Source organism: Amycolatopsis sp. NPDC051128, assembly GCF_040682715.1.
Classification (GTDB): domain Bacteria; phylum Actinomycetota; class Actinomycetes; order Mycobacteriales; family Pseudonocardiaceae; genus Amycolatopsis.
Genome location: NZ_JBFBBN010000004.1, coordinates 73,698 through 98,310 on the forward strand (window position 1 = coordinate 73,698; position 24,613 = coordinate 98,310).

Below are 24,613 nucleotides of genomic sequence, written 5' to 3' on the forward strand. Positions count from 1 at the left end.
AAACCGGGTGGGGAGCCCTACGACGTTCCGGTGACCTTGGTGTGCACAGCCGGTTTTCGCCTCGATCACGGGGTTCAACTTTGGCCAGATCCCGGTAGTCTGCTCTCAGGCCGTCGTTTTGCGTGTTCGTGGCTTCACACTCGCGGAACTTCTGACGCGAGCCATGGAGCCGACACGCTCTTGACTCGTCTCGTTGGAACCGCCCGGGACGGTCTGGGTGCCGCTTCGGTGGCATTCGAAGCGGATCTGTGTAACGAGGAGTACAGCGGTGGCGCAAGGCACTGTGAAGTGGTTCAACGCGGAGAAGGGCTTCGGCTTCATCGCGCAGGACGGCGGCGAAGGCGACGTGTTCGTTCACTACTCGGAGATCGAGGGCCGCGGATTCCGCACCCTCGAAGAGAACCAGCGGGTGGAGTTCGAGGTCGGCCAGGGTCAGAAGGGCCCGCAGGCCCAGAAGGTCCGCGCGATCTGAGATTGAGACTTGTTCTGGCCAGCCCGCTTCGCCCCGCGCATGCCGCTGGTTTCCGTGGCGGGCGACGGCTGAATGAGTCTCACAGGCCCTTTGCGTGTCTTAAGGCCTGAGCGAAAGGCCCCCGGCGATCATGCCGGGGGCCCTTTCTCATGGCCTGACTACGACAATTGTCCTAATGCCGTCCGCCAACCGGCGCATCGAAGGCGTCGGCGGGGAAGTGGAATTCATCGGTGAGCTCGGTCAGTTCGCCGCTGGCCACCTGCCGCTGATCCTGCAGCGAAGCAGCCTGGCCTTCCCAGTTGAGCCGCTCCAGGATCCACTCCTGCGCGAGCGCCTGGGGCGAGATGTTCCGCTCCTCGGCGATGTCCTTGAGCTGCTGGCTGGCGATGAGGCTCACCCGCAGCTGAAACACCTGCGCCTCACCGAACCGCTTACCGGAGCCGGTGCTCTCGTTGTCGTTGTCCGGCGCCAGGGCGGCGAGATAGCTGGTGAGCTCGGTGTCCTCGACGGCACCGTCATCCGCACCCTTCGCGGCACCACGGTGACGCCCGGAGGAAACGGCTTTGAGGTTCGTACGGCTGCTCAAGCGGCCAAGCGAGGGAAGAGGCACGAACGCCACGATAACGGTTAGGTCTCGCCACACAAACCACTGTGAGCCACAACACGCCGGACCCCCTCCCCATCCAGCCCAACGACCACCCATTCAGCCCAACCCCAAAAGCACCCACAGCAACTCCCCCCTAACCCACCGAGTCGATCACCCCCAAAGAGGCCAGGGCGCTCCGCGCCCGAGGCCGGCCCCAAACACCCCCAACAGCAGCCAAAGGGCGCCCCAGCGCCCGAGCCGGCAACGCGGCCCCGGAGCGGTGTCCGGGTCGCCGCGAAGTGGGATCCCTCATAACCCCGGCCCAGTCCGACAGGCCGGACCCCGTTCGTCGGCCGCCGGTCCCCACGGGGGCGCGTCAGCGCCCAGTCTCAGGAGGCTCGCCAAACTCGGGAGGCCCGCCAGGGCGCCCCGCGCCCGAGGCGAAAACCAGCCACGCTGGAAGTCGCGAGAGAGGCACCGTGGGGGGTCCGGGGGGCTCGGCCCCCCGGGCAATACGCCGAAATGACGGGGCCGGCGAAGGGCGAAGCCCGAGCCGACCCCAGAAATGGAGGACCCCCGCGCCAGGGGGAGGAACGCGGGGGTCGGAGGGGATCTCCACAGGCGCTGACCGGGGGTGTGTCAGCAGTTCGATTGTTGCACGAGTTGGTGGGTTGGGCGAGTGGAGAGCGGGAAATTTCCGCGTGCGATGTCACTTTGGCCTGCGGTGACGTTCGTTCGGGCGGGGGTGTTCTTCCTGGTTGCCGATTGCTCTGCGTTGAGCGGAGCGTGGCCTCAGGTTCACTCTCCGGGGGGCTGTGTGTGGTGGCTGGTGCTGGTTAGCCTCGCGGCCAAGTTGTTGTGAGCCGTATGGAGGGGCTATGAGCGGGTCTGTTGAAGTGCGGCAGTTCCTCCTTCGGTACGAAGGTGCCGATGGGGGGAGTGCTCCGTTTGCCGGGGGGTTGCCCGCGCAGCGCAGCGGGGCTGCTGACGCGCAGCGGGTGTCGGATGATCAAGTTCGGCGGGCGCGGCTGGCGGTGGCGAATGGTGCGCTGGGGGTTGAGGACTGTGTGCAGTTGCTGGAGATGCTGGGCTTGAATCTGGACGAGGACGGGCAGGCGCCGGTTCAGCGTTGAGTGGGTGTTGGCCGGTGGGTCCGGTGGCGGGTGTGTCGCCCCCGGGCCTGTTCCGGTGATGTTTGTGCTGGTTGGGCGTCTTTCTGGGGAGTAATTGCCGGGCTGGTGAAGGCCACTTGACCCAGGTTTCGTAACAGTGTTATGTTTGCCGCGTCGAAAGGGGCGGACATGACGACGATCGAGGGCGAGGCCGGGCTGGCGAACCGGATCCGGCCGGTGGTGCAGGTTCTGGGCGGCCGGTTCATGACGTCGCCGGAGCTGGTGGCGGTCGAGGCCGAGGTCGGGTTGCCGCCGCGTTCGCTGTACGTCCGGGGGCGTTCGGCGGTCCTCGGCGACGTTCCGCCGAAGGTGGCCGCGGAGCTGTTCGGCATCTTCCCGCACTGGCTGTTCGACTTCGTCCTGCCGCCGGCGACGGCGGCCCTCGACGCCCCCGCCGCGGTCCGCGCCTACGCGGAGTCATCGGCGCGCTGGTCGCGCGTCAACCTTTCGGCCGTACCGGACTCCGGTCGCCTGGCGGAGCTGCTCTTCCGCGTGATCGATGCCGCGGACGCCAGCGGGCTGGCGCTGTTCGCCGGCTGGCAGAACGCCGACCGCCCCACGGCCGACGTCGAACGCCTCGGCTTCGCGCTGATGGTCTTCCGCGAGCTGCGCGGCGGCCTGCACTTCGCGGCGCTGCGGGCGGTGGGCCTGTCCGTGCCGGAGGCGGTGATCGCGGACCCGGAGGGCGGCCGCGCGCGCCTGCTGCGCACGGCGTGGCCGGAAGCCGCGGCCGACGAGCTGATCGCGGCGGCCGAGGCCAAGCCGGACCTGCGAGACCGCTGGCACCGCGCGGAGGCCCTGACCGACGAACGGATCGGCGAGCTGCTGGCGTCGGCGCTGACGGAACCGGAGCAGGCCGAGGTCGAGCGCCTCCTGACGCAGCTGGCGACGTTTGCCCAGGTCCCAGCTTTGCCGGGAGCTTAAGGAACCCCCTGTGCAAAGCGGTGGCGGCGTGCCCTATGCTTGTAATCGCTCCCAGGGGGACCTGAGAGCGCGGTCGGTCGGTCACCCGAAACCGGCCGGGCTCCCATCGTTCAGCGGCCTAGGACTCCGCCCTTTCAAGGCGGCAACGCGGGTTCGAATCCCGTTGGGAGTACGCAGTACTGTAGTAAATGCAAGACAGCAGTAACGCAAGGCCCTGTGGCGCAGTTGGTTAGCGCGTCGCCCTGTCACGGCGAAGGTCGCGGGTTCGAGTCCCGTCAGGGTCGCAAGATCGTTCGGCTCCTTGCCGGCGTTCCCGGCCAGGTAGCTCAGTTGGTACGAGCGTCCGCCTGAAAAGCGGAAGGTCGCCGGTTCGACCCCGGCCCTGGCCACCGTTCTGATCAGCCAAAACAGCCCCCACCGAACCCGGCGGGGGCTGTTTCGCGTGCGCTCCGTCTCAATCGCCCTTCTTGCGCCCCTTCCGTCACTTGCCCTTGGCCTTGCGGTCGGGCTTCCACAGGTACTCGTTCAGCTGGTCCGCGATGTCCCGACGGAGCCCGCCAGTCATGTGCTGATACCGCTTCGCCCCGGCAAACGCGACGTGCTGGGGAAGGCCGGCGCATTCGTGATCGACAGCATGCGGACCTCGGGGCCGCGCCGGCGTGACCCCCGGCGACGAACCTGGCTACGCGCCCGAGTCGTCGTGCTGGTTATCGCTCGGAGCTTCGAGGCGTTCGAGGACCTGGCCGACCAGCTGGGTCAATGAGCGGAGCTGGGCATCGATCGAGTCGAACCGTCCGGTGTGCTCTTGCAGGATGTCGGTGTGCTCCTGCTGAGTACGCTGGACCGTCCGCAGGTCCGCGCGGATCTCCTTGACGTCGTCGTCGACGCGCAGCGCGAGCCAGCGGGTTTCCGCGTGGTCGACGGCGAGCTTGCGCACCTTGCGGTTGAGGTCGTCGTTCTCGTCGGCTGCCATAGGAGCACTCTACCGGGTCCGGCAGGAGCGTATCGGCTGGTCAGGCCCCGTCTCAGTTCGCGTCCGTGCAGTGGCCTGGCGGTCCCGGATCTCGCGTCGGTCATCCAGCCTTGACTCACTCTGGTCGACGAACTGAGCAAGCTCGCCGCACGCGGAGACGCTGCCGAGTTACCCGAGTCCATCATCGTCAAGCACTGAACGGGACGATCACGATTTGATCGGCATCCTCGTAGATGATCTTCCCGGGCGCCTGGTGCGAGACCAGCTTGTCGCACTGAACGCCATGGGCCTCGAGGACTTCGAGGTAGCCGGCGGCGCGAGCGACGAGCGCTTCGGCCGACTCCTTGAACCAGGCGGTTGCGCCCGGGTTGACCGCGTGGTCGTAGACGGTCGGATCGACCGTCGCGGGGTTGGTGTAGTGGGACTCGTACCAAGCGTGGTTGCTCCGGCGGAAGGCTTCCTGCTCGGCGGTGAGGCGACCGGCCTTGCTCAGGTTGTTGATCAAGCCGAGGAAGCCGGGATGGCGTCCTTCGGCGTTGGGCTCGGCGCTCTGAAACCTGACATAGGCCATGCGGCATTCATATCGAGGCACCTGACCTGATTTTGCACGGGGGTTGCCCGTGGCCCCTGTCAGCCACCCATGACACGTTAGGCCGAACGAGTGAACCGCCGGAGGCATGTCCGGAGCAAGACCTTCGCCTCGACCCACCGGCGAAAGGCAGCCCGCCCCGGGCCGCCGCCCACCTCCAGGGAGCCGACGTGCGATACCTCCTGACCCTCCACATGAACCCGACCCTCTGGGCCACCCTGACCGACGACCAGAAGAACGCCGTCTACGAAGGACACGGCGCCTTCATCGAGCTCATCACCGGGTCCGGCGAAATGGTCGAGACCAAGGCGCTCGCCGAACCCGGCGAGACCAAGACCGTCCAGGTGAAGAACGGCGTGCCGCACACCAAGAACGGTGCCTTCGTCGAGTCCGAGGCCTTCCTGTGCGGCTACTACGTCGTCGACGTCGAGAGTGAAGCGCGCGCCGTCGAACTGGCCGGCAAGATCCCCGACGCCGAGTACACCGCCGTCGAGGTGCGGAAGGTCGTCCACGAAGGTTGACCTCCAGGTAGGTCGAGGTTGCATCCTGCGCCCATGAGTACTTCCGGGGAATGGGAAACCGACGCCATCGACCTCGACGCCTACCTGGCGCGGATCGCGCGACAGCGGCGTCCGCCGTCGGCTGAGGCGCTCCGTGACCTCATGCGGGCCCACGTCCGGGCCATCCCGTTCGAGAACGTCGACGTCGTTCTCGAGCAGCACCAAGGGATTTCGCTCGACGTCGTGAGCGCGAAGCTCGTCGGGCGGCGGCGGGGCGGTTACTGCTACGAACAGAGTGGCCTCTTCGCCGCCGTTCTCGAGCGGCTCGGCTACACCGTGCGCCGGCTTTCCGCGCGGGTGCAGCCGCGGCGGCCCGGGCCCTACACGCACATGACGCTCGTCGTCGAGGTCGACGGCGCGCAGTTCCTCGCCGATGTCGGGTTCGGCGCCGGGATTCTCGACCCCATGCCGCTCGTCGATGGCGCGGAAGTCGACCAAGCGGGCTGGCCGCACCGGATGAACCACCAGGACGGCTGGTGGACGCTGCGGAAACAGACCCGGGACGGCTGGGAAGACCTGCTCGAGTTCCGGCTCGACGAGATGCACCGCATCGACTACGAGGTCTACCACCACTACACGTCCACGCACCCGAAGTCGCCGTTCACCGGACGGCTGGTGGTCATGACGCTCGAACCGGGCGTCAGCAGGAAGCTGCTCGGCCGCGAACTCACGGTCGAAAAGCCCGACGGCAGCAGCGAAACCACCACCGTCGCGCCCGACGAGCTCGACGCCACCCTCAAGGACCTCGGTGTCGAACTGACGGCGGACGAACTGGCCGAACTCCGGAAAACCTACTGAGCGCCGAACAGTTCGGCCGCCGACACAGGCCGGCCGAGGTGGTAGCCCTGCGCCTGGTCGCAGCCGAGCTCGCGGAGCAGCTCCAGCTGCTCCGCGTACTCGACGCCTTCGGCGATCACCGTCAGGTCCACCGCGTGGGCCATCGCGATGATGCTCGTGACGATCGCCTCCGCGTCCCGTGACTCGGCGATCCCGGTGATGAACGAGCGGTCGATCTTGAGCGCGTCCAGCGTCAGCCGGCGCAGCTGGGCGAGCGACGAATAGCCGGTGCCGAAGTCGTCGATCGCCAGCAGCACCCCCAGCGACCGCAGGGACGCCAGCACTTCCGAGGCCGCTTGCTGGTCGCGCATCAACGCGCTTTCGGTGACCTCCAGGCACAGCGCGCCGGCGGGCAGCCCGGTGCTCGCCAGCGCGTCCTCGACCGCGGGCACCAGGTGCGGGTCGTCGAGCTGGCGGGCGGAGAGGTTGACCTTCAGCGTCAGGTCCCACCCCTGACCCGTGCGCCGCGCCGCGAGCTCGCGGGTGGTCGCGCGGAGCATCTCCTTGCCGATCACGTTGATCAGGTCGCTCTCCTCGGCCAGCGGGATGAACTCCACGGGCGGGATCGCGCCGTACCGGGGGTGCGTCCAGCGCAGCAGCGCCTCGACCGCGACCATTTCACCGGTCCGCAGGTCGACGACCGGCTGGTACGCCGGCCAGAGCTGACCGTCGTGCACCGCGTCGCGCAGGTCCTGCTCCATCCGCAGCCGCCGCTGCACCCGCTCGCGCAGGCCGACGTCGAAGAAGTGGTGCCGGCCCCGTCCGAGCGTCTTCGCCTGGTACATCGCGACGTCCGCGTCGCGCAACAGGTCCTCGGCGCTGCGGCGGTCGGCGACGCCGACGAGCACGACGCCGATGCTGGCGTCGAGGTGCAGCTGCCTGCCGAGCACGCCGATCGGCTCGACCAGCGTGGCCCGCAGGTGTTCGGCCAGCGCGCGGACCTCGCCGGGTTCGGTGACCTCCCCGGTGACGACGACGAATTCGTCGCCGCCGAGCCGGCCGACCAGGTCGCCGCGGCCGGAGCTGCGGCGCAGGCGCTCGCCGACGATCCGCAGCACCTGGTCGCCGACCGAGTGCCCGAGCGAGTCGTTGATGACCTTGAACTTGTCCAGGTCGAGGAACAGCACGGTGACCGCGCCCCGCTCGGCCGCGTCGAGCCGGGCGAGCACGAGGGTCCGGTTCGCCAGCCGGGTGAGCGGGTCGTGGGTGGCGTCGTGCGCCAGCCGCGCGCTGATCGCGCGGGTCGCGGTGATGTCGGTGAACGACGTGACCACCGCCATCGTCGACGGGTCGCCGGGGTTGAGCAGCCGCGACGTCAGCGACACCCAGACGTCACGGCCGTCAGGGCGGCGCACACGCACGACAAGGCCGTTGTGCGTGATCCCGGTCCGTCGCGTCCGCACCGACGGCATCTCGTCCGGCGGGATCCACTGCCCGGATTCGGTGAACAGCACCAGCGTGTGGCCCGGGACGCCGACCAGGTCGGCCTCGGCGAAGCCGAGGATCCGGCAGGCCGCCGGGTTCGCCGCTTCGATGAGGCCCGTCGGGCCCGTCACCAGCACGCCTTCGTCCAGGGCCGCGACGACCGTCCGGTAGTTCTGCTCGGCCCGGCGTCGCGCGGTTTCGTCCGCGCAGACGAGCACGTAGCCGTCGTTCATTTCGGCTGCCGAGACGCGGACGGCCAGGGGAGCGCCGTCCCAGCGCCGGTGCACCGCCTCGGCGACGCCACCGCCGCGCCGGATGGCGGGCAGGTCGAGCGGTGCGCCGACCAGTTCGCTCGCGCGTCGCCCGACGGCTTCGGCCGCGGTCCAGCCGTACACCGCTTCGGCGGCGGGGTTCCAGCTGGTCACGACGCCTTCGCCGGTGGTCGCGATCAGGGCGTCGCTGACGTGCGACACCAGCGCGGCCTGGTAGCGGAGGGCGTCCGCGGCCGCCTTCTTCGCCGTGATGTCCCGCATGACGACCTGGTACGCGTGCCGCTCGCCGAGGCGCACCGACACCGTCTCCACGGCGAACTTGCTGCCGTCCAAACGGGACATGAGCGCTTCGACGGGCTCGGTGGCCGCACCCGGCCCGGTCAGCCGCGCGAGCTTCTCCACCACGGCGGTCCGCGAGTCCTCGGCGACGAAGTCGGTGAACCGGCGGCCCACCACGTCGGCCGCCGAGCGCGCGGCGAAGGTCTCGAGGGCCGCGCGGTTGGCGTACGTGACGACGCCGTTCTCGTGGACGCAGATCGCGTCCGGGCTCAGTTCGATCAGCTCGGCGAACTCGGCGGAGGAAGGCGCGACCGGCCCGTTCGCGGCGGCGGCGTCTGCCTCCATGTGCGTCCGTCCCCCATGAAGTCGGCGTTGGGCCCGTCGATTACACCACCGACTCCGGTTCGTGTATATCCGACTGAATCCGGCCCTGGGCAGCGGTTGCGCCGGGCAGCCGCGGGCCCCAGAACAGCCATCCGAAGTGGGCCGCGACCGCGTGGCCGAGCAGCGTGACGACCGAATCGAGGCTCGCCGGGTCGTCACTGACGTAGATCACCGCGATGAAGGCCTCCATCGTGGCCAGCGCCCACAGCCGCGGCCGGCCGCGCAGGAGGAACGCCAGCGCGCCGGCCGTGGTGAAGAAGCCGTAGCTGACGCCGACGTCCAGCCAGTGCCCGGCCGAGCTGGGCAGGACGCGGGCGCTGATCAGGGCCATCACCGGCAGTTCGGTGGCGAGCGTGGCGAGCACGTGGCCGGAGAAGAACACCGTCGCCGCGCGGCGGGCGCCGAACCGGCGTTCCAGCGGCGCGACGGCGATCGTGAAGATCACGACGTACGCGAGCCAGCCTTCGTCCGAAAGCCATATCGCGCTGGTCAGCAGCGAGGACAGCGGCCGCCGCCACAGGTTGTGGGCGTCGGTGCTGGACAGCTGGAGCAGCCGGGTGGTCACCGCCGGGTCGGCGAACTCGAGCAGCAGCGTCGTGCCCAGCAGGAGGACCAGGTAGCCGAAGGTGAAGGGCGTCGTCTTCGGGTTCGGGACGAACCGGGCGACGGACAGCCGGCGGTAGCGCGCGTCGGCGGGCTTGACGACCGGCCGTCCGGCTCTCATCAGCATGGTCCGAGCTTCGCCGGTCATGCTGGGAGTATCACGAAACTCAGCTGTGAAACCGCTGTGGACGCTCACCCACCGTCAGGTTTCGCAGCCGGTGAGAGTTTTTACTTGGATCTCACCCGTTCGGGTGCTAGGTGCGGTAATAATACGGCCACAATGTGGGCCGAAAGGCCTCTCTGGGAGGTCTGACCGGGTGAACGACGAGGTATCGGTCGCCGAGCTGCTCGTCCGCGAGGGCTGGGGCGATCGTCCGCCACCGGCCAACTCGCGGTGGCGGGTGGTCGCGGTGATGCTCGCCGTCGTCATCGGCTGCGGGACCGCCGCCGTGCTGGTCGCATGGGGCGGCAAGGGGCGCCAGGACGCGTCCCCGGTCGACCAGATCCACGTCCTCCCCTTTCCGCAGCGCACCACCGGTCTGGGCGGCGCGGACCAGGCCACCGACTCGCCGAACGACGGTGGCGTCGGCGGTGGCACCGGCGGCGACGTCGTCCCGGGGAACGGCGAGCACCGGGGCACCGTCACCGAGGTGCCGGGCCGCACTTCGGGGCCGGACAGCAGCACCGAGGCGACCTCGACCCCGACCACCACGCCGACCAGCGGCGACCCGAGTGCGTCGGTCACCACGACCACGACCCCGTCCAGCGGCTCGTCGCGGCCCCCGACGCCACCGCCGCCACCACCGCCGCCCCGGACCTCGTGTTTCCTGATCATCTGCTGGTGACCGCCGGATCAGGCGAGCCGCTCCGCGAGGTCGCTGAAGTCCGAGGTGTTCCAGCGTTCCGGGCGCATCACGATCGCGATGTTGTTCCCGTGGCTCTCGTCGGTCGCGTCGGTGTACGCCTCGCTCACGCCCGGTGGCAGGTAGCGGGCCGCCACTTCGTGCCGCTCGGCTTTGGTCATCGGCCACGTCTTGACGACCGGGCCCTCGACCGAGACGTACTTGTAGACGCCGTCCTGCTGCTGGACGCACAGCGCGAACCGGCCGGCCGCCTCGATCAGCCGGGTCTTGCGCAGGCCCGGTGACGTCATCACGAGGACGTCGCCGCCCGGCTCGTAGCGGTACCAGATCGGCGTGGTCAGCGGCGCGCGGCCAGGCTCGGCGGCGACGCTGAGCACGCCGACGTGCGGTTCGGCGAGGAACGCTTCGCGCTGTTCCTTGGTCATCTTCATGGCCGGGCTCCTTAAGGCAATTCGATTTGCCTTAAGGCTACGCACGCCGGGCTCGTTAAGGCAAGTGTGTTTGCTTTAGGATAAGTGGATGACCCGACCCGGCGGCCGCAGCGCCCGCGTCCGAGACGCGGTCCACGAGGCCGTCGTGGACCTGCTCGCCGCGGGGCAGATCGACGCGGCGATCCCGAAGATCGCCGCGCACGCGGGCGTGAACCCGACCAGCATCTACCGGCGCTGGGGCAGCCGCGACCACCTGCTGGTCGACGCCGCCGTGACGCGCCTGCGCACGACGTCGCCGATCCCGGACACCGGCTCGCTGCGCGGCGACCTGGCCGGCTGGGCCGAAGGCGTCGAACGGTCGATGCGCGACCGGCACGGCCAGGTGCTGCTCCGCGCGCTCGTCGCGACCATGGCCCCGGACGAGGAGCCGATCGAATACCTCAAGGCCCGCGGTGACGACCTGCAGCGGACGCTCGACGCGGCCGCGGCGCGCGGCGAGCCGGTGCCTTCGGTCGACGAGGTGCTGGACTTCGTCCTGGCCCCGCTCTACCTGCGCGTGCTCTTCCGGCGCCCGGTCGAGCCGGGCATCGGGGCCCGGCTCGTCGAACGGCTCCTCACGGCGCTTTGAGCAGGTCCGGCTCGCGGCGCCGGCCGACGTGGTTGAACAGCAGGTTCAGCGCGAACGCCAGGAACGCGGTGACCGTGATCGGGCTGCCGCCGATCGTCTGCAGCCAGGCCGGGAAGTGCGTGAAGAAGTCCGGCACGAACGCCGGGAGCAGCCCGACCCCGAGGGCCACCGCGACGACGAAAGTGTTGTGGTTGCCGGAGAACTCGACCTTCTTGAGGTTCTGCACGCCGACCGCGGCGACCATCGCGAACATCACCACCGCGACCCCGCCCACCACCGGCTCCGGGATCGCCGCGATGAACGCGCCGATCTTCGGCACCAGGCCCATCAGGGCCAGCACCCCGCCGGTCACCGCGACGACCCAGCGGCTGCGCACCCCGGTCATCTGCACCAGGCCGACGTTCTGCGCGAACGCCGTGTCGGGGAAGGAGTTCATCACGCCGCCGAGCACCGCCGACACCCCGTCGGTGGCCAGGCCGCGCGCGAGGTCCGCGTCCGTCGGCGGCCGCCCGGTGATCTCGCCGACGGCGATCAGGTCGGCCGTGGACTCGGTGAACGTTACGAGCATGACGACGCACATCGACAGCACCGCGGCGACCGGGAACGTCGGCGCGCCGAACTGGAACGGCGACGCGAGGCCGAACCAGCCCGCGTCGCCGATGCCGTCCCAGTGGACCAGGCCCATCGGGATCGCCGCGACCAGGCCGATGACGAGGGCGAGCAGCGGCCCGATCTGGTTGGCGAACCCGCGCAGCACCCGCGTGAACAGCACGACCAGCGCGATCACGCCGAACGCCAGCGCGATGTGCGACGGCGCCGCGTAGTCCGGCGACGTGGGGTCGTGCCCGGCGATCATCGCCGCGCCGGGGCCGACCAGCGAGACGCCGATGACCAGCAGCAGCGTCCCGGAAACCAGCGGCGGGAAGAAGCGGATCATCTTGGCGAACGGCTTCGCGATCAGCAGCCCGAACACCCCGGAGGCGAGCATCGCGCCGTAGACCGCGGGCAGCCCGTACTGCCCGGCGATGAGGATCATCGGGTTGACGACGCTGAACGTCGCGCCCGCCACCACCGGCAGCCGGATGCCGAGGATCTTCCCGATGCCGACCGCCTGGATCAGCGTCGCGATGCCTGCGACCAGCAGGTCGGCGTTGACCAGCAGCCCGATCGTCGCCGGGTCCAGCTTGAGCGCGCTGCCGACGATCAGCGGCACCGCGACCGAACCGGCGTACATGATCGACATGTGCTGCAGGCCGAGGAGTGTCAGCCTGCCCGCGGGCAGGCCCGCGTCGACCGGGTGGACCACGGGTTTCGTCATCAACAGCCCCCTTTTTCCCGCCACAGCCAACGCGGCGCCGATGACGGTAGCAAGTCGGCGGCATGATGATCTCGTTTCCGGGGGCGGCGGAACGGCCGCGGATGTGTGACCATCGGTGCATGACTTCGGGCGGTATTTCCCAGGTGGGCCCCCCGTTTCGCGCCGATCACGTCGGGAGCCTGCTGCGGCCTCCGGTGCTGCGCGACGCGCGACGGCGGCACGAGAACGGCGAGATCGGCGCGGAGCACCTCCGCGCGGTCGAGGACGACGCGATCCGCGACGTGATCAAGATGCAGAAGGCGGCCGGGCTGAGTTCGGCGACCGACGGCGAATTCCGGCGCGCTTCGTGGCACATGGACTTCATCTACGCGCTCGGCGGGATCTCGAAGAGCGACCAGCGGCTGCACGTCAAGTTCCACAACCTGGCAGGCGATCTCGAGTTCAGCCCGCCGGGGCTGCAGGTCGACGGCAAGGTGCGGCTCGACGAGCCGATCTTCGCCGACCACTTCCGGTTCCTGCAGTCCCATGTGGACCCCGGCGTGACGCCGAAGCTGACCATCCCCTCGCCGAGCATGGTCTACTACCGCGGCGGCCGGGCGGCGGTCAGCGAGAGCGTCTACCCCGACCTCGAGGAGTTCTTCGCCGACCTGAGCGCCGCGTACCAGGCGCAGGTCAGCGCGATGGCCGACCTCGGCTGCCGGTACCTGCAGCTCGACGACACCAGCCTCGCCTACCTCAACGACCCGGCGCAGCGGGAGCTCGTCGCGCGGATGGGCGGCGATCCGGACACGCAGCACCTGCGCAACATCGCGACGATGAACGCGGCCCTCGAAGGCCGGCCGGACGGGCTGACCGTGACGACGCACCTGTGCCGCGGCAACTTCCGGTCGTCGTGGGCCGCGGAGGGCAGCTACGAGTTCGTCGCGGAGGCGCTGTTCGGCGAACTCGCCGTCGACGGCTTCTTCCTGGAGTACGACGACGAACGCTCCGGCGGCTTCGAGCCGCTGCGGTTCGTGCCGAAGGACAAGAAGGTGGTGCTCGGCCTGGTCACGACCAAGCGGCCGGAGCTGGAGGACCCGGACGTCCTCGTGCGGCGGATCGAGGAGGCTTCGCGGTACGTCGACGTCGACCGGCTCTGCCTTTCGCCGCAGTGCGGGTTCTCCTCGACCGAGGAGGGCAACGACCTGACCCCGGACGACCAGCTGCGGAAGCTCGAGCTGATCGTGGCCACCGCCGACCGCGTCTGGGGTGGCCACTGATGATCACCTGCGTCGTCGACTACGTCATCGACCCCGCGAAGCTCCCCGACTTCGAACGCTTCGCCGCCGCGTGGATGCGGCTGGTGCAGCGCGAAGGCGGCGTCCACCACGGCTACTTCCTGCCGGCGGAGGGCGCGAGCGACGAAGCCCGGGCGCTGTTCAGCTTCGAGAGCCTCGCCGCGTACGAGCGCTACCGGACGCTGTTCGGCGTCGACCCGGACTTCATCGAAGCCGACAAGATCCGCGAGGAGAGCGGCTGCGTGGTGCGGTACCGGCGGTCGTTCATGCGCCCGCTGCTGCCGGACGACGACCTCTGAGGTGGGTCGCCCCGGGGTGCACCCCGGGGCGACCGCCGGGTCACGTGCAGTTGCCCCAGGCGTAGCGGGCACCCTGTGCCATGGCGCTGGTCGGGGTCGCCGTGCGGTAGATGTCGCCCGCGTACTGGACGCAGTGGTTGTTCGCCGTCGCCTTGACCGCTGCGTAGTACTTGAACGAGCCGGCGTTCAGGTTCCAGACCGTATTGCCCTCGATCAGCAGCCAAGCCCGGGTGTAGGTCGGCGTGCCGACGTCGACCGACTTGATGGTGGCGACGCAGTTGGCGTGCGACGAGTTGTACATCAGCCAGACGTCGCCCCACTTGGTCGAGCCGGACTTCACGTCGCGGTGGCCGTCTCTTGCCTTGGACCACGTGCCGCCGAAGTCGTTGGCGCAGGCCTCTTCCGGGGTGTACGGGTTGACCGCGGCCGAAGCCGCCGGCACGGAAACCGCCACCGCGCTCAGCACGGTGGCCACGACCACGCCCAGTCTTGCCCAGGTTTTCATTCGATTTCCCCTCGTTGTGCCGTCTCGGGCGAGGCGGCACCCCTCCACACGCCTCCCCGCGGCGAGGGGTTTAGCCGCGGGTTGCGGCTCTTCCGGCCGGTGCGAAGACTGGCCTCATGCGACACAGCGCGCCGCGGCCGCCGTCGGTCGTGGACCGGGTCCTCGACCTGCTGGGCGCCTTCACGGCCGAGCGGCCGCGGCTGACGCTGTCGGAGCTCAGCCGCCGCGTCGGGCTGCCGCTGTCGACCACGCACCGGCTGGCCGGCGAGCTCACCCGGCGCGGCGCGCTCATGCGCGACGAAACGGGCGCGTACCGCGTCGGGCTGTGGCTGTGGGAGGTGGCGTCGCTCGCGCCGCACGGTGCTGAGCTGCGGGAAAGCGCGATGCCGTTCCTGGAGGACCTCTACGAGGCCACGCACCAGAACGTGCAGCTCGCGGTGCTCGACGGGCCGGAGGTGGTGTTCGTCGAGCGCATCTCCGGCCGTGGCGCGGTCAACGTCCTGACGCGCGTCGGCGGACGGCTGCCCGCGCACGCGACCGGCGTCGGCCAGGTGCTGCTGGCGCACGCGCCGGCCGAGGCCCAGGAGGAGGTCCTGGCCGGCCCGCTGAAGACGTTCACGCCGAAGACGATCAGCTCGCCCGCGCGGCTGCGGCGGGTGCTGGCGGACGTCCGCCGCGACGGGTACGCGATCAGCGACGGCCAGGTCGAGCTGATCGCCCTGTCCGTGGCGGCGCCGGTCCACGACGCCACGGACGAGGTCGTCGCGGCGATCTCGGTGGTCGTCCCGGCGGAAGGAACCGACCCGCGGACGCTGGTCCCGGCGGTGCGGGCCGCGGCTCGGGGCATTTCCCGGGTGCTGGGCGCGCCGCGGGCCTTGCGGTCCTCCGGCGATTCCTCGACGGCTTGAGCCTCTTGTGGTCGGATGAGAACGAGGGTCTGCCGGATGGTGAGGAGCAGGGATGTCCAGGGTTCTCGTCGTCGGGGCGGGTCAGAGCGGGTTCCAGGCCGTGGCGTCGCTGCGGGTACTGGGCTTCGACGGCCAGGTCGTGCTGGCCGGGGACGAGCCCGGCGTGCCGTACCAGCGGCCGCCCCTGTCGAAGGCCTACCTGGCCGGGACCGCCGGGCTCGAACAACTGCACCTGCGCGATGCGGACTTCTTCGCCGAAAACGACATCGAGCTGGTCGAAGCCCGCGTCGAGTCGATCGACCGCGGGGCGTCGAAGGTGCGGCTCGAAGACGGCCGGGAACTGGACTACGACCACCTCGTGCTGGCCACCGGCGCCCGCAACCGGACGCTGCCCGTGCCCGGCGCGGACCTGCCGGGCGTGCTGACCCTGCGCACCCGCGACGACGCCGACCGGCTCCGCGCCTCGCTCGAAGAGGCGGGGGACGTCGTCGTGGTCGGCGGCGGGTTCATCGGACTGGAGTTCGCCGCGCACGCCGGCCGCCCGGTGACGATCGTCGAAGCCCAGGACCGGCTGCTCAACCGCGTCGCGACGCCGGAGATCTCCGCCTACTTCGCCCGGCTGCACCGCGACGCCGGGCACACGGTGCTGCTCGGTCAGGGCGTCACCGCCCTGCACGGCGACGAGCGCGTCCGCGAGGTCGAGCTGTCCGACGGTACCCGGCTGCCCGCCGACCTGGTCGTGATCGCCGTCGGCGTGGTGCCCGAGACGGCGCTCGCCGAGAAAGCCGGCCTTCCGGTGAACAACGGCGTGGTCGTCGACGCGCAACTGCGCACGGCGGACCCGAAGGTCTTCGCCATCGGCGACTGCGCGAACTTCCCCTGTCTGTGGGCGGACGCGGCGATCCGGCTGGAGTCGGTGCAGAACGCCGTCGACCAGGCCCGCTGCGTGGCCGCGGCGATCACCGGCGCAGGGGAGCCGTACGACAGCCTGCCGTGGTTCTGGACCGACCAGGCGGGCGCGAAGCTGCAGATCGCCGGGATCCTCGCGGGTGCCGATCGGACGGTGGTCGCGGGCGACCCGGCCGCGGGCAAGTTCTCCGTGCTGTCGTTCCGCGACGACGTCCTCATCGCCGTCGAGTCGGTGAACCGGCCGGCGGACCACATCGCCGCGCGGCGCCTGTTCACCGCGGATCCGAAGCCCGCGTACGCCGACCTCGAAGCGAGCGCCTTCGACCTCAGGGCGCACCTCAAGTCGCGAGCGGCGTGATGCGCACCCAGGTCGCGGTGATCGGGGCCGGCCCGGCCGGGCTGCTGCTGTCGTTCCTGCTGCACTCCGCCGGGATCGACTGTGTGGTCCTGGAAGCGCGCGACCGCGAGTACGTCCGGCAGCGCGTGCGGGCCGGTGTGTGCGAGCAGCCGACTGTCGAGCTGCTGACGTCGTTGGGGCTCGGCGAGCGGCTGGCCGCGGAGGGCATGCCGCACGAAGGCCTGTCGCTGCGGTTCGACCGCGCCGACCACCGGATCGCGCTCACCGAGCTGACCGGCCGGGCGATCACCGTCTACGGGCAGCAGGAGATCGTCAAGGACCTCATCGACGTGCACGAAGCCCGCGGTTACCCGATCGCCTTCGAAGTCTCGGACGTTGCTCTGTCCGATGTGGACACGGATCGCCCGCGAGTGCGTTACCGTGACGGCGAAGGTGTCGCACAGGTTCTGGAATGCGACGCCGTGGCGGGCTGCGACGGCTTCCACGGCATCTCGCGTCCGTCCATTCCGGACAGTGCACTCACGGTGTACGAGCGTGAATACCCGTTCGCATGGCTGGGGGTGCTGGCGCGGACGCCGCCGTCGCACCACGAGCTGATCTACACCCACCACGAACGCGGGTTCGCGCTGCACAGCATGCGGACGCCGGAGATCACGCGGCTCTACCTCCAGGTCGACCCCGCGGAGTCTCTCGAAGCCTGGTCCGACGACCGGATCTGGGCCGAGCTGACCGCGCGGCTCGAAGTCGAGGGGGACTTCACCCTTCGCGAAGGCCCGATCCTCGACAAGGGCATCACGCCGATGCGCAGCTTCGTCGCGGAACCGCTCCGCCACGGCCGGCTGTTCCTGGCGGGCGACGCGGCGCACATCGTGCCGCCGACCGGCGCCAAGGGCATGAACCTGGCGATCGCCGACGTCCGGGTGCTGTCGCGGGCGCTGGAAGCGTTGCTGCGCGGCGACGAGTCGCTCGCTTCGGCTTACTCGGACACCTGCTTGCGCCGGGTGTGGCGGGCGGAGCACTTCTCGTGGTTCATGACGACGATGCTGCACATTGACCCGCACTCGGACGGCTTCGCCCGGCAGTTGCAGCTGTCGCAATTGCGCTACACGACGTCGTCGCGGGCGGCGGCGACCAGTCTGGCCGAGAACTACGTGGGGCTGCCGTTCGCTTGATCGTCAACCCATGGTTGACGACACTGAATCGTCAACCTACAGTTGACGTCATGACCCTACCCAACCCCGTCAGACTCGACGACCTCATCAGCGCCATCAAGAGCAACAACGACAAGGACGCCCTGGCTCAGCTGACCGACGCGGTCTACGTGGGCCAGCACCTCGGCGAAGTGGCCGACCACCTGATCGGCCACTTCGTCGACCAGGCCCGGCGGTCCGGGGCGTCCTGGACCGAGATCGGCGCCAGCATGGGCGTCACGAAACAGGCCGCCCAGAAGCGGTTCGTGCCGAAGGTCGACCCCGGCGGCGACCCGGGCGGCAACATCGAACGCCTCTACGGCCGCTACACCGACCGCGCGCGACACGTCGTCATGGAGGCGCAGAAAGCGGCGCTCGACCACGGCAGCCCGCACATCGACACCGTGCACATCGTGCTGGGCCTGCTCACCGAACCCGCGGCGCTGGCCGCCGGGGCGATCCTGGCCCAGGGTGTGCAGCTCGACGCCGTCCGCGAAGCCGCCGAGGCTCGGCTGCCGGAGGCGGTCGTGCCCGCGCCGAACCCGGTGCCGTTCTCCGGCGCCGCCAAGAAGACCCTGGAACTGACCATGCGCGAGGGGCTGCGGCTCGGGCACAACTACATCGGCACCGAGCACATGCTCCTGGCGCTGCTGGAGCAGGGCGAGGGCGCCGGGTTCGAGGTGCTCGACGGCCTGGGCGTCAAGAAGAACAAGGCCGAGGCGAAGATCCTGGAGGCGCTGGCGGAGATCCTCGCCGTCCGGGGCCGGTGAGACTCCTTCTGCTGGCCGCGATCCTCGCGGTCGTCCTGGTGACGTTGCTCTGACCGGGTGGGACCAGGGGGTCCTCCCGCTTGCGACCGCCAAAAGCCGTGAATGTCGCATTGAGAGACTTGAAGTCCCTCAATGCGACATTCACGGCTTTGAACTCAGGCGGAGGCTTCCGGGCGGCCCTCAGCGGCCCAGGCCGTGTGGAACGAGCCTTCGCGGTCGACGCGGCGGTAGGTGTGGGCGCCGAAGAAGTCGCGCTGGCCCTGGACCAGCGCCGCCGGCAGGCGGTCGGCGCGGAGGCCGTCGTAGTACGCCAGCGCCGTCGAGAAGCCCGGCGTGGGGATGCCGAGGCGGACCGCCGTCGAGATCACCGAGCGCCACGAGTCCTGCGCGTCCTCGACCGCCTTGCGGAAGCCGCCCGACGTCAGCAACGTCGGCAGCGAAGGCTCGTCGGCGTAGGCCGCGGTGATGTCGTTGAGGAACTTCGCGCGGATGATGCAGCCGCCGCGCCAGATCGAGGCGACCTTGCCGAGGTCGATGTCCCAGCCGTACTCGGTCGCGCCGGCCTGGATCTGGTTGAAGCCCTGCGCGTACGCGACGACCTTCGACGCGTACAGCGCTTGCTCGACGTCGTCGGCGAAGCGCTCCAGTTCCGAGCCGGACAGCGGCGTCCGCGAGGGACCGCCGAGGCCGCGAGCCGCCGCGCGCAGCGACGTCGACCCGGACAGCGAACGCGCGAAGACGGCTTCGGCGATGCCCGAGATCGGGACGCCCAGGTCGAGACCGATCTGCACGGTCCAGCGGCCGGTGCCCTTCTGCTCGGCGGCGTCCTCGACGACGTCGACGAAGGGCTTGCCGGACGTCTTGTCGACGTGCGCCAGGACGTCGGCGGTGATCTCGATCAGGTAGGAGTCCAGCCGCCCGGTGTTCCACGTGCGGAAGACGTCCGCGATCTCGGCGGGGGAGTAGCCGCCCGCGTGCCGCAGCAGGTCGAACGACTCCGCGATCAGCTGCATGTCGGCGTACTCGATGCCGTTGTGCACCATCTTCACGAAGTGCCCGGCGCCGTCCGCGCCGACGTGCGTGCAGCACGGTTCGCCGTCGACCTTCGCCGAGATGTCCTCGAACAGCGGGCCGAGCGACTCGTACGACTCCTTCGAGCCGCCGGGCATGATGCTCGGCCCGTGCAGTGCGCCCTCCTCGCCGCCGGAGACACCGCTGCCGACGAAGTGCAGCCCGCGCTCGCGCAACGCCTTCTCGCGACGGCGCGTGTCGGCGAAGTGCGCGTTGCCGGCGTCGATGATCACGTCGCCCTCTTCGAGCAGCGGCGCGAACTCGTCGATGACGGCGTCCGTCGGGCCGCCCGCCTTGACCATGATCACGACCTGCCGTGGCCGCTCCAGCGCGTCGACGAACGCCTGCGCGGAGTACGCGGGGATGAAGTCGCCCTCGTCGCCGAACTGCTCCACCAACGCGCGGGTCCGCTCCTCGGACCGGTTGTGCAGGGCCACCGTGTGCCCGTGCCGGGCCAGGTTGCGGGCCAGGTTGCGGCCCATGACCGCCAGGCCGGTGACCCCGATGCTCGCCTTCTTGCTCATCCGCGTCCTTCCGAAAGACTCTCTCGATTCAGACCCTAGTCCGATCGTGCGCTCAACGGAGGCCACGGAGCGGCGGCCCGCTCAGTTCAGGAGAAGCAGCGGATCGGGCCCTTGTTGAACGCGAGCATGTCCGTGATCGCCGCCACCAGGTCGATCCGCGCGCCCCACTCGGCGCCGTCCAGCTCGGCATACGCCCGGTGCAGGTTGCCCGGCAGCCGCTCCTGCTCGCTCAGCGACGCGAACGCGCCGAGGTCCGTCTCCTTGGCGAGCTCCAGCGGCGACAGCCCGGCGGCCTTGCCGCGTTCGGCCGTCTTCTGGAGGAACGCCAGGTACGCGTCCACCGTGTCGACGACGTCCGGCCCGCAGGCCGGCCCGTGCCCGGGCAGGATCACCGCCGGCTCCAGCTCCCGGACGACGTCGAGCGCCTTCCGCCAGCCGGCCACCGAGCCCATCAGCGCGAACGGGCTGCCGCCGTTGAACACCAGGTCACCGGCGTACAGCACGCGCTGCTCGGGCAGCCAGACCAGGACGTCGTTGGTGGTGTGCGCGGCGTGGCCGGGGTGGATCAGCTCGAGGGTGACGTCGCCGGCGTGCACGGTCAGCCGGTCGTCGAACACGACCTCGGGCGGCCGCGACCGCAGCTCGCCCCAGTCGCTGCCGACGAAGATGCCCTCGAACGTCTGGATGCCTTCGGCGACCATCAGCTCGCGGGTCTTGCGGTGCCCGACCACGGCCGCGCCGTCGACGAGGTAGTTGCCGTTGGTGTGGTCGCCGTGGTGGTGGGTGTTCACCAGCGTCGTCACCGGGCTGCCGGTGGTCGCTTCGACGGCCGCGAGCAGCGCCCGCGTGCGGCGCTCGGTCGAGCACGTGTCGATCAGCACGGTGTGGTCGCCCGCGTCGACGAACCCGCAGTTGTTGATGTACCAGGAGCCGTCGGGCTGGACGTAGCCGTGGGCCTGGTCGGCGAGCGAGGTGACGGAGGCCGCGGCGGGCGAACGATCGGGCACGCGCCCACTATGCCCGAGCCGGGCTCCGCCGGTTGGCGGAAAAATTCGGAATTTCGCTGGTCCAGGCGAGTGACAAGGCAGGTGACTGGCATTCTGCGCCGTTTCCTGGAACGCTGCGCGGTGTCATCATCGAGATCCGCAAGGTGAAGCACTAACCTGGGTGGGTTCGATAGTTCGCGTGCGACGGCGGCCGCTGGCCGCCGTCGCTTGGTAGTGGTCCGGGAGAGCAGGGCGATGGCCAGCACCGTCACCTCGCGCCGGAAGCAGCTCGGGAACGAGCTCCGGCATGCCCGCACCGCGGCGCGGATGACACAGCAGCAGGTCGCCGAGGTCCTCGGCTGCACCCAGGGCAAGGTCAACAAGATCGAGTCCGGTGCCGTCGGGGTGAAGCTCGGGGATGTGCGATCGATGCTGAACGCGTTCGGGATCAACGGCGAAGAAGCCGACACGCTGATGAACCTGGCGCGGGCCGCCGCTGGGCAGCGTGGCCACTGGTCGGGCTACCGCTCGGTGGTGCCGCACTGGTTCCGCACCTTCACCGATCTGGAACCCGCGGCCGCGGAGATCCTCACCTGGCACGGCGAGCGCATCCCGGGCCCGCTGCAGTCCGAGCACTACATGCTCAAGCAGTTCACCGAGGCGGGCGCGACCGACGTGACGTCGCTGGTGCGCAACCGGCTCGATCGCAAGGCGGTGTTCGAGCAGCAGCAGCCGCCGTACTACCGGTTCATCATCAGCGAAGGCGCGCTGCGCCGGGCGCCCGGTGGATACGCGCCCGCGGTGATGCTGGACCAGGTCGAGCACCTGCTCTCCCTCGAGAAGCACCCGCGGGTCTACGTGCACGTCCTGCCGTTCGGCGCGCGGCTGGCCGCGGTGCCCAACGACTTCACGATCATGCGGTTCCCCGACCGCACGCGGGACTTCGTCTACATCGAGCACTCCGCCGGCGGGCTGTACCTCGACGACGTCAAGGACTTCAACATCTTCGTCGACTCGTGGGACAGGCTGCGCGGAGCCGCGCTGGAGCGCCAGGAGACCCGGCAGTTCCTCAAGGAGCTCGCGGAGGGTTATCGCGCCCAGATGCAGCAGATCCAATAGGGCGAATGGCCGCGCGAAGCGTCCGGCTGGTGAACAACTTTCGGTAGAGTGGCCGAGTTGCGCTCTAATCCACCACCGGAAGTGGACATCGTGGACCCCGATTTCCTCCCGGACGCCGTCGATCTCGACCGGCCGAACGTGGCGAGGATCTACGACTGGGCGCTCGGCGGCACCGCGAACTGGGCGGTCGACCGGCAGTTCGGCCGGCAGGCGGTGCAAGCCTTCCCGCTGGTGAAAACCCTGGCGCGGGGCAACCGGGACTTCCTCGGCCGGGCCGTGCGGTACTGCCTGGCACAGGGCATCACCCAGTTCCTCGACCTCGGTTCCGGCATCCCGACGGCGGGCAATGTCCACGAGGTGGCCGACGACCACGCCGACGACAGCCGGTGTGTCTACGTCGACAACGAGCCGGTGGCCGTCGCGCACGGGCGGATCCTGCTCGAAGAGGAGGGCGATCCCGAGCGCCACGCCGTGCTGTACGCCGACCTCCGTAACGCCGCGGAGGTCTGGGAAGCCGCGCTGGCCACCGGCGTGTTCGACCCCGACCGGCCGATCTGCCTGCTCACCGTGGCGGTGCTGCACTTCCTGCCGGACGTCACCGGTGTGCGCGAAGCCATCCGCGACTACCGGACGCTCCTGGCGCCGGGATCGGCGTTCGTGCTCTCGCACGCGACCGAATCCGGCGTCGAAGGTGACGAGCTGGCGCAGATCCGGCGGCTGGTCGAGCTGTCCGCGCGGACGAACTCGCCCGCGGTTTCCCGGTCGCTCGAAGAGATCGCCGCGTTCTTCGGTAACTTCGACGTGGTCGAGCCGGGAATCGTGCCTGTGGGACAGTGGCGTCCCGAGCCCGGCGCCGCCACGGTCCCCCTCGCGAGCGTGGTCGGCGGTGTCGGCCGCAAGCCTGGAGGACGGAACGCATGACGACGCAGGATCCCGAAGCCCCCGAAGGCGTCGACCTCGAGCGGCCGAACGCGGCCCGCATCTACGACTGGTTCCTCGGCGGCGACGCCAACTGGGCCATCGACCGGCAGTTCGGCGAGCAGGCGGTCAAGACCTTCCCGATGATCAAGACGGTCGCCCGGGTCGGCCGCGACTTCCTCGGCCGCGGCGTCCGGTACCTGGCGCGCAACGGCGTCGACCAGTTCCTCGATCTGGGTTCGGGCGTTCCGACGGTCGGGAACGTCCACGAGGTCGCGGCGGAGGTGAACCCGAACGCGCGGTGCGTGTACGTCGACAACGAGCCGGTCGCGGTGGCGCACTCGCAGATCCTGCTGGAGAAGGAGGGCGTCGCCGACCGGCACGCGGTGCTGCACGGCGACCTGCGCGACCCGGCCGACATCTGGAAACGCGCGCTCGACACCGGCGTCTTCGACCAGAACCGCCCGATCGGCCTGATCATGGTGGGCGTCCTGTACTTCCTCGGCCCGGACGAGCCGGTGGCCCAGACCATTCAGCAGTACCTGTCGCTGCTGCCTTCCGGCTCGTACTTCCTGTCCTCGCACCTGACGAGCGACGGCATGGAGGGGATGGCCGACTCCGAGAGCCGCGAGTCGATCATGAAGCAGTACAACAGGTCGAGCACCCCGCTCCACCTGCGCAGCCGGGCGGAGTTCGCGACCTTCTTCGAAGGCCTGGAAATGGTGGAGCCCGGCATCGTGTACCTGCCGGAGTGGCACCCGGAGGAGATCGAGTCCAAGGCCACGCGGAAGGTCGCGAACGACCCGGCGTTCGTCGGCCACGTCTGCGGCCTCGGCCGTAAGCCGTGACGGCGGCTTACGACGCGGTCGCCGTCCAGTACCAGGAGTTCGTTCGCGACATCTGGGACGGCGACCCGCTGGACCGCGCCGCCTGGGCGGCGTTCGCGGATTCCGTGCGCGGCCGCGGCCCGGTCGCCGACCTCGGCTGCGGCCCCGGGCACCTCACGGCGCACCTGCGCGATCTGGGCCTCGACGTGTTCGGTGTCGACGTGTCCCCGGCGATGATCGAGCTGGCGCGGGCGGCCGAACCGGGGCTGCGGTTCGAGGTCGGCTCCATGGCCGCGCTCGACCTGCCCGACGCGTCGCTCGCCGGGATCCTGTCGTGGTACTCGGTGATCCACACGCCTCCGTCGGAGATGCGGGGCTACTTCGCCGAATTCACCCGGACGTTGGCGCCGGGTGGTCACGTTCTGTTGGGGTGCTTCGAATCCGGAGGCGGCCCGCTGGTCGAGTTCGACCACAAGGTGACGACGGCCTACTGCTGGCCGCTGGACGAGCTGGCGTCACTGGCTTTCGAAGCGGGGCTCGTCGAAGTGGGCCGGATCTACCGCGAACCCACGGAAGGGGAGCGGAGTTTCCGCCAGGGACGGCTGCTGTTGCGGAAACCGTAGTCCCGGCGCGCGC

The 24,613-nt window shown here is 69.8% G+C and carries 26 protein-coding genes, 3 tRNA genes and 1 pseudogene; 20 read left to right on the top strand and 10 right to left on the bottom strand.

Going from position 1 to position 24,613, the window contains the following annotated elements:
* Positions 1 to 268 precede the first annotated feature (268 nt).
* Positions 269 to 472, top strand: a complete 204-nt coding sequence (locus AB0M82_RS06095; RefSeq protein WP_003097368.1) for a cold-shock protein — start codon at positions 269 to 271, stop codon at positions 470 to 472.
* A 172-nt stretch (positions 473 to 644) separates the two neighbouring features.
* Here the strand turns inward: AB0M82_RS06095 and AB0M82_RS06100 are convergent, their stop codons facing one another.
* Positions 645 to 1,082, bottom strand: coding sequence for a hypothetical protein (locus AB0M82_RS06100; RefSeq protein ID WP_364718132.1), 438 nt, complete (start codon positions 1,080 to 1,082; stop codon positions 645 to 647).
* An 854-nt stretch (positions 1,083 to 1,936) separates the two neighbouring features.
* Here AB0M82_RS06100 and AB0M82_RS06105 point away from each other — a divergent pair.
* The 5 genes from AB0M82_RS06105 to AB0M82_RS06125 all read left to right on the top strand — a co-directional run bounded on the left by AB0M82_RS06105 (position 1,937) and on the right by AB0M82_RS06125 (position 3,543).
* Positions 1,937 to 2,191: a hypothetical protein gene (locus tag AB0M82_RS06105; protein WP_086683067.1), complete on the top strand. Its 255-nt coding sequence runs from the start codon at positions 1,937 to 1,939 to the stop codon at positions 2,189 to 2,191.
* Between the two features lie 168 nt (positions 2,192 to 2,359).
* Positions 2,360 to 3,154: a hypothetical protein gene (locus AB0M82_RS06110; RefSeq protein ID WP_364718133.1), complete on the top strand. Its 795-nt coding sequence runs from the start codon at positions 2,360 to 2,362 to the stop codon at positions 3,152 to 3,154.
* 99 nt (positions 3,155 to 3,253) lie between these two features.
* Positions 3,254 to 3,326, top strand: a tRNA-Glu gene (locus AB0M82_RS06115).
* A 38-nt stretch (positions 3,327 to 3,364) separates the two neighbouring features.
* Positions 3,365 to 3,438 (top strand) — tRNA-Asp (locus AB0M82_RS06120).
* 31 nt (positions 3,439 to 3,469) lie between these two features.
* Positions 3,470 to 3,543 (top strand) — tRNA-Phe (locus AB0M82_RS06125).
* A 293-nt stretch (positions 3,544 to 3,836) separates the two neighbouring features.
* Here the strand turns inward: AB0M82_RS06125 and AB0M82_RS06130 are convergent.
* Both AB0M82_RS06130 and AB0M82_RS06135 read right to left on the bottom strand, forming a co-directional pair.
* The gene (locus AB0M82_RS06130; RefSeq protein ID WP_364718135.1) at positions 3,837 to 4,127 is read right to left on the bottom strand and encodes a hypothetical protein; all 291 of its coding nucleotides are present in this window, start codon (positions 4,125 to 4,127) and stop codon (positions 3,837 to 3,839) included.
* Between the two features lie 187 nt (positions 4,128 to 4,314).
* Complete coding sequence (locus tag AB0M82_RS06135) at positions 4,315 to 4,698, bottom strand: hypothetical protein (RefSeq protein ID WP_364718137.1); 384 nt, start codon at positions 4,696 to 4,698, stop codon at positions 4,315 to 4,317.
* A gap of 188 nt (positions 4,699 to 4,886) precedes the next feature.
* Between AB0M82_RS06135 and AB0M82_RS06140 the strand changes: the two genes are divergently transcribed.
* On the top strand, positions 4,887 to 5,237 hold the full coding sequence (locus AB0M82_RS06140) for a YciI family protein (protein ID WP_364718139.1): 351 nt from the start codon (positions 4,887 to 4,889) through the stop codon (positions 5,235 to 5,237).
* Positions 5,238 to 5,270: 33 nt separating this feature from the next.
* Positions 5,271 to 6,074, top strand: a complete 804-nt coding sequence (locus AB0M82_RS06145; protein WP_364718140.1) for an arylamine N-acetyltransferase — start codon at positions 5,271 to 5,273, stop codon at positions 6,072 to 6,074.
* Here AB0M82_RS06145 and AB0M82_RS06150 read toward each other — a convergent pair.
* Entirely contained in the window at positions 6,068 to 8,434 is a 2,367-nt protein-coding gene (locus AB0M82_RS06150; protein ID WP_364718142.1) for an EAL domain-containing protein, read from the bottom strand. The genes AB0M82_RS06145 and AB0M82_RS06150 overlap by 7 nt on opposite strands.
* A gap of 40 nt (positions 8,435 to 8,474) precedes the next feature.
* On the bottom strand, positions 8,475 to 9,224 hold the full coding sequence (locus AB0M82_RS06155) for a rhomboid-like protein (protein ID WP_364718144.1): 750 nt from the start codon (positions 9,222 to 9,224) through the stop codon (positions 8,475 to 8,477).
* 169 nt (positions 9,225 to 9,393) lie between these two features.
* Here AB0M82_RS06155 and AB0M82_RS06160 point away from each other — a divergent pair, with 169 nt between their 5' ends.
* Positions 9,394 to 9,921 (top strand): hypothetical protein, encoded by a 528-nt coding sequence (locus AB0M82_RS06160; protein ID WP_364718146.1) that lies wholly within the window; start codon positions 9,394 to 9,396, stop codon positions 9,919 to 9,921.
* 8 nt (positions 9,922 to 9,929) lie between these two features.
* On the opposite strand, the gene AB0M82_RS06165 is transcribed toward AB0M82_RS06160, so the two are convergent.
* On the bottom strand, positions 9,930 to 10,370 hold the full coding sequence (locus AB0M82_RS06165) for a pyridoxamine 5'-phosphate oxidase family protein (protein ID WP_364718147.1): 441 nt from the start codon (positions 10,368 to 10,370) through the stop codon (positions 9,930 to 9,932).
* A gap of 88 nt (positions 10,371 to 10,458) precedes the next feature.
* Here AB0M82_RS06165 and AB0M82_RS06170 point away from each other — a divergent pair, with 88 nt between their 5' ends.
* Positions 10,459 to 10,998, top strand: coding sequence for a TetR/AcrR family transcriptional regulator C-terminal ligand-binding domain-containing protein (locus AB0M82_RS06170; protein ID WP_364718149.1), 540 nt, complete (start codon positions 10,459 to 10,461; stop codon positions 10,996 to 10,998).
* Here AB0M82_RS06170 and AB0M82_RS06175 read toward each other — a convergent pair.
* A complete protein-coding gene (locus AB0M82_RS06175; RefSeq protein WP_364718150.1) occupies positions 10,985 to 12,316 on the bottom strand; it encodes a nucleobase:cation symporter-2 family protein in 1,332 nt (443 codons plus the stop codon). The two genes, AB0M82_RS06170 and AB0M82_RS06175, sit on opposite strands and share 14 nt — an antisense overlap.
* Before the next feature lie 134 nt (positions 12,317 to 12,450).
* Between AB0M82_RS06175 and AB0M82_RS06180 the strand changes: the two genes are divergently transcribed.
* Together AB0M82_RS06180 and AB0M82_RS06185 are read left to right on the top strand one after the other, a co-directional pair.
* The gene (locus AB0M82_RS06180; RefSeq protein ID WP_364718506.1) at positions 12,451 to 13,575 is read left to right on the top strand and encodes a 5-methyltetrahydropteroyltriglutamate--homocysteine S-methyltransferase; all 1,125 of its coding nucleotides are present in this window, start codon (positions 12,451 to 12,453) and stop codon (positions 13,573 to 13,575) included.
* Positions 13,575 to 13,892: an NIPSNAP family protein gene (locus AB0M82_RS06185; RefSeq protein WP_364718151.1), complete on the top strand. Its 318-nt coding sequence runs from the start codon at positions 13,575 to 13,577 to the stop codon at positions 13,890 to 13,892. Before AB0M82_RS06180 ends, AB0M82_RS06185 begins: the two co-directional genes overlap by 1 nt.
* 40 nt (positions 13,893 to 13,932) lie before the next feature.
* On the opposite strand, the gene AB0M82_RS06190 is transcribed toward AB0M82_RS06185, so the two are convergent.
* Positions 13,933 to 14,397, bottom strand: coding sequence for a hypothetical protein (locus tag AB0M82_RS06190; protein WP_364718152.1), 465 nt, complete (start codon positions 14,395 to 14,397; stop codon positions 13,933 to 13,935).
* Between the two features lie 116 nt (positions 14,398 to 14,513).
* On the opposite strand from AB0M82_RS06190, the gene AB0M82_RS06195 reads away from it, so the two are divergent.
* From AB0M82_RS06195 to AB0M82_RS06210, 4 genes are read left to right on the top strand one after another with little or no spacing between them, the layout of a single operon-like run.
* On the top strand, positions 14,514 to 15,305 hold the full coding sequence (locus tag AB0M82_RS06195) for an IclR family transcriptional regulator (RefSeq protein ID WP_364718153.1): 792 nt from the start codon (positions 14,514 to 14,516) through the stop codon (positions 15,303 to 15,305).
* Positions 15,306 to 15,357: 52 nt separating this feature from the next.
* Positions 15,358 to 16,572 carry an FAD-dependent oxidoreductase gene (locus tag AB0M82_RS06200; protein ID WP_364718154.1) on the top strand — a complete coding sequence of 405 codons (1,215 nt, stop codon included), beginning with the start codon at positions 15,358 to 15,360 and terminating at the stop codon, positions 16,570 to 16,572.
* A complete protein-coding gene (locus tag AB0M82_RS06205; protein ID WP_364718155.1) occupies positions 16,569 to 17,744 on the top strand; it encodes a 4-hydroxybenzoate 3-monooxygenase in 1,176 nt (391 codons plus the stop codon). The genes AB0M82_RS06200 and AB0M82_RS06205 overlap by 4 nt, the downstream gene beginning before the upstream one ends.
* A gap of 50 nt (positions 17,745 to 17,794) precedes the next feature.
* Positions 17,795 to 18,532, top strand: a complete 738-nt coding sequence (locus AB0M82_RS06210) for a Clp protease N-terminal domain-containing protein (RefSeq protein WP_364718156.1) — start codon at positions 17,795 to 17,797, stop codon at positions 18,530 to 18,532.
* Between the two features lie 155 nt (positions 18,533 to 18,687).
* On the opposite strand, the gene gndA is transcribed toward AB0M82_RS06210, so the two are convergent.
* Together gndA and AB0M82_RS06220 are read right to left on the bottom strand one after the other, a co-directional pair.
* On the bottom strand, positions 18,688 to 20,127 hold the full coding sequence (gndA, locus tag AB0M82_RS06215) for an NADP-dependent phosphogluconate dehydrogenase (RefSeq protein ID WP_364718157.1): 1,440 nt from the start codon (positions 20,125 to 20,127) through the stop codon (positions 18,688 to 18,690).
* A gap of 86 nt (positions 20,128 to 20,213) precedes the next feature.
* Entirely contained in the window at positions 20,214 to 21,134 is a 921-nt protein-coding gene (locus tag AB0M82_RS06220; protein ID WP_364718158.1) for an MBL fold metallo-hydrolase, read from the bottom strand.
* A 234-nt stretch (positions 21,135 to 21,368) separates the two neighbouring features.
* Here AB0M82_RS06220 and AB0M82_RS06225 point away from each other — a divergent pair, with 234 nt between their 5' ends.
* The 4 genes and pseudogenes from AB0M82_RS06225 to AB0M82_RS06240 all read left to right on the top strand — a co-directional run bounded on the left by AB0M82_RS06225 (position 21,369) and on the right by AB0M82_RS06240 (position 24,600).
* Positions 21,369 to 22,232, top strand: a complete 864-nt coding sequence (locus tag AB0M82_RS06225) for a helix-turn-helix transcriptional regulator (protein ID WP_086860877.1) — start codon at positions 21,369 to 21,371, stop codon at positions 22,230 to 22,232.
* 90 nt (positions 22,233 to 22,322) lie between these two features.
* Positions 22,323 to 23,172: pseudogene (locus tag AB0M82_RS06230) on the top strand (SAM-dependent methyltransferase); the annotation flags it as partial.
* Between the two features lie 40 nt (positions 23,173 to 23,212).
* The gene (locus tag AB0M82_RS06235) at positions 23,213 to 23,998 is read left to right on the top strand and encodes an SAM-dependent methyltransferase (protein ID WP_364718508.1); all 786 of its coding nucleotides are present in this window, start codon (positions 23,213 to 23,215) and stop codon (positions 23,996 to 23,998) included.
* Entirely contained in the window at positions 23,995 to 24,600 is a 606-nt protein-coding gene (locus AB0M82_RS06240; RefSeq protein ID WP_364718159.1) for a class I SAM-dependent methyltransferase, read from the top strand. Before AB0M82_RS06235 ends, AB0M82_RS06240 begins: the two co-directional genes overlap by 4 nt.
* The last annotated feature ends 13 nt before the right edge of the window (positions 24,601 to 24,613 follow it).

Bases quoted from the DNA above. Each gene is read 5' to 3' on its own strand.
- AB0M82_RS06225 (WP_086860877.1), top strand. From the start codon at position 21,369: ATGGCCAGCACCGTCACCTCGCGCCGGAAGCAGCTCGGGAACGAGCTC.
- AB0M82_RS06170 (WP_364718149.1), top strand. From the start codon at position 10,459: ATGACCCGACCCGGCGGCCGCAGCGCCCGCGTCCGAGACGCGGTCCAC.
- AB0M82_RS06195 (WP_364718153.1), top strand. From the start codon at position 14,514: ATGCGACACAGCGCGCCGCGGCCGCCGTCGGTCGTGGACCGGGTCCTC.
- AB0M82_RS06110 (WP_364718133.1), top strand. From the start codon at position 2,360: ATGACGACGATCGAGGGCGAGGCCGGGCTGGCGAACCGGATCCGGCCG.
- gndA (WP_364718157.1), bottom strand. From the start codon at position 20,127: ATGAGCAAGAAGGCGAGCATCGGGGTCACCGGCCTGGCGGTCATGGGC.
- AB0M82_RS06155 (WP_364718144.1), bottom strand. From the start codon at position 9,224: ATGACCGGCGAAGCTCGGACCATGCTGATGAGAGCCGGACGGCCGGTC.
- AB0M82_RS06145 (WP_364718140.1), top strand. From the start codon at position 5,271: ATGAGTACTTCCGGGGAATGGGAAACCGACGCCATCGACCTCGACGCC.
- AB0M82_RS06185 (WP_364718151.1), top strand. From the start codon at position 13,575: ATGATCACCTGCGTCGTCGACTACGTCATCGACCCCGCGAAGCTCCCC.
- AB0M82_RS06165 (WP_364718147.1), bottom strand. From the start codon at position 10,370: ATGAAGATGACCAAGGAACAGCGCGAAGCGTTCCTCGCCGAACCGCAC.
- AB0M82_RS06150 (WP_364718142.1), bottom strand. From the start codon at position 8,434: ATGGAGGCAGACGCCGCCGCCGCGAACGGGCCGGTCGCGCCTTCCTCC.
- AB0M82_RS06200 (WP_364718154.1), top strand. From the start codon at position 15,358: ATGTCCAGGGTTCTCGTCGTCGGGGCGGGTCAGAGCGGGTTCCAGGCC.
- AB0M82_RS06105 (WP_086683067.1), top strand. From the start codon at position 1,937: ATGAGCGGGTCTGTTGAAGTGCGGCAGTTCCTCCTTCGGTACGAAGGT.
- AB0M82_RS06135 (WP_364718137.1), bottom strand. From the start codon at position 4,698: ATGGCCTATGTCAGGTTTCAGAGCGCCGAGCCCAACGCCGAAGGACGC.
- AB0M82_RS06190 (WP_364718152.1), bottom strand. From the start codon at position 14,397: ATGAAAACCTGGGCAAGACTGGGCGTGGTCGTGGCCACCGTGCTGAGC.
- AB0M82_RS06210 (WP_364718156.1), top strand. From the start codon at position 17,795: ATGACCCTACCCAACCCCGTCAGACTCGACGACCTCATCAGCGCCATC.
- AB0M82_RS06130 (WP_364718135.1), bottom strand. From the start codon at position 4,127: ATGGCAGCCGACGAGAACGACGACCTCAACCGCAAGGTGCGCAAGCTC.
- AB0M82_RS06175 (WP_364718150.1), bottom strand. From the start codon at position 12,316: ATGACGAAACCCGTGGTCCACCCGGTCGACGCGGGCCTGCCCGCGGGC.